The sequence below is a fragment of the Methylobacterium sp. E-065 genome, assembly GCF_022829605.1.
In the GTDB taxonomy this organism is placed as follows: Bacteria; Pseudomonadota; Alphaproteobacteria; order Rhizobiales; family Beijerinckiaceae; genus Methylobacterium.
In genome coordinates this window covers 1-1,962 of record NZ_JAKSYD010000233.1, presented here as the reverse complement: position 1 = coordinate 1,962, position 1,962 = coordinate 1, and the positions used below count along the sequence as shown (strand labels likewise).

Sequence of the window (1,962 nt, the reverse complement as noted above, 5' to 3'; positions counted from 1 at the left end):
TCTGAGCGACGGCACTCGATCCGAGCACGGTCGCGAGGACAAGGGCGAGAGGGATACGCATGATGGACTCCGTTGTGGTTTCGGAACCATCAATCCTTCAGTGGAGCACGACGTTCCGAAATCGGATGATTTAGCGAGATTATTTGATAGATCGGCTGAAACTTGCAGATTCCTACAAATGTTCTACTTGCATTCCAGCCGGATTGTTCCGGGACATCGTTGCGGCGGACGCGCCGGGATGGCTCAGCCGGCGCCGTGGCCGCCCTTGCGGTTGTCCGGCATGGGCAGGGGCGGCCGGGTGTCGTAGCCGCCGGTCTCGGGCACCGCCTGGGCGTCCGGAACGGCGGCGCCCGGGGCGTGGGGTCCGCTGCCGCCCGCCGTCGGATCGGTCTCTCCCGCGGGTCGCGCGGGCCGCGCCGGGGGCACAGACCCGAAGGCTTCGCGTGCCGCGTCGACATCCTGTCCCATGCGCCCCTCCTGACGACCCACCGAGCAACCGGTGACGGTTCAAGGCCTCAGCGCAACGCATGTTCCCGGAAGGCCAACAGTGCGTCCGGCCGCGGACCGGATTACGCCGCCGGTCAGGCTTCACGCCCGCCGACGCCGAGCCTCATTTCCGCTGACCGGTCGGATTGGGCGTGGATGAGGTGTCGGGCGCCACGGCCGGGTTGATGGGCGTGACCTTCGACCACGTGGCCGCGATGAGGACGATGGCGATCAGCAAAGCAGAGAAAGTGCCGACGAGGACGAAGCGCTTCATGGAGGACGTGGAACTTCCTACGGGGTCGTGGAAGCGAGGAACAACCGGGACGGCCGAACGATCCATACGGCCGGGGGCGGTCGACACGCCTGGCGGCGGCCTTGGTCGTCAGGAACCGGAGGGTTTAGCCCAGGGCCAGGCCCCGATCGCCTCGGACAGAAGCCGTACCCGCTCAAGGGCGGCCGCGGCCCGATGAGCCAGGGCCTCCAGCCGGTAGACGGTCGCGTAGTCCGGGATGACGGACGCGCACCAGTAGGCACCCAGCGCGGCCACCGGCTCGGGAACGCCGATCGGGACGATGACGAGGCTGCGCATCGAGGTGGTGCGATAGACCGCCACCGGAACGCGTGGATCGAACTCGATGTCCGGCACGATCACGGTCTGACCGTTCAGGATGGACCAGCCCGAGATGCAGTGGGTCAGCGGAAACCGGCGCCCGCGCCAAAGCGGCTCGATCGCGTCCTCCGCCACATAGAAGACGGTGTCGCCTGGCGCAGGACCACCGCGATCCCGTCGGAGCCGACGATCTCCCGCGCGGTCCGCCGAAGAATGGACACGACCTCCTCCAGCGAGGCAGCGATCTCCAGCGAGCCGATGGCCAACGCCAGTCCCGTTTCCGGGCGGAAATGCGCCTCAGCGATGCCGGACAGGTCCGGGTTGGTGCCCGGCTTCGATCTCTGACGACACCTCAGGACTTTCGCGAAAGGCGTGTCATCAACATCGCAAAGCACAACTTTTAATAGGATTCGATGGGCGCACAGGCCTAGGGACCGGACATTGAAACCGTATGGGCAGAAGATCCACCGATCCAAGATACTAACAGGGTATAAAGCGTCCCGACGGCGACAGAGATCCCTCAATATCTCCGCCTCGTTCAATCCAGCCTACGCCATGATGTGCTCCAGCGCACCTTTCGGCGGCGCGTTTCCGGGCCTGCGCCGGGGCTGTTGCATCCCTGCACTATCGCCCGAACGCGTCCTGACGTTCTTGTCGCCCCGCACACATCCCGTCCAACGGGAGACAGAGGACCAGATGATCAAGAAGTTTCTTCTCGCCAGCGCCGCCACGGCTCTCCTGACCGGCGCCGCCTCGGCCGCCGACCTGCCGCGTCGCGCCGCCCCGCCGCCCGTGTTCACCCCCGTGCCGGTGTTCACCTGGTCGGGCGCCTACTTCGGTATCAACGCCGGCTACGCCTTCGACGC

Annotated in this window: 3 protein-coding genes; all 3 read right to left on the bottom strand. The window is 66.1% G+C overall.

The features are described from left to right. Positions 1-243: 243 nt before the first annotated feature. A complete protein-coding gene (locus MKK84_RS27320) occupies positions 244-468 on the bottom strand; it encodes a hypothetical protein (protein ID WP_243925110.1) in 225 nt (74 codons plus the stop codon). 142 nt (positions 469-610) lie between these two features. After that, complete coding sequence (locus MKK84_RS27315; protein ID WP_243925108.1) at positions 611-760, bottom strand: hypothetical protein; 150 nt, start codon at positions 758-760, stop codon at positions 611-613. A 108-nt stretch (positions 761-868) separates the two neighbouring features. Further along, positions 869-1,231 carry a hypothetical protein gene (locus MKK84_RS27310; RefSeq protein ID WP_409566550.1) on the bottom strand — a complete coding sequence of 121 codons (363 nt, stop codon included), beginning with the start codon at positions 1,229-1,231 and terminating at the stop codon, positions 869-871. Positions 1,232-1,962 lie beyond the last annotated feature (731 nt).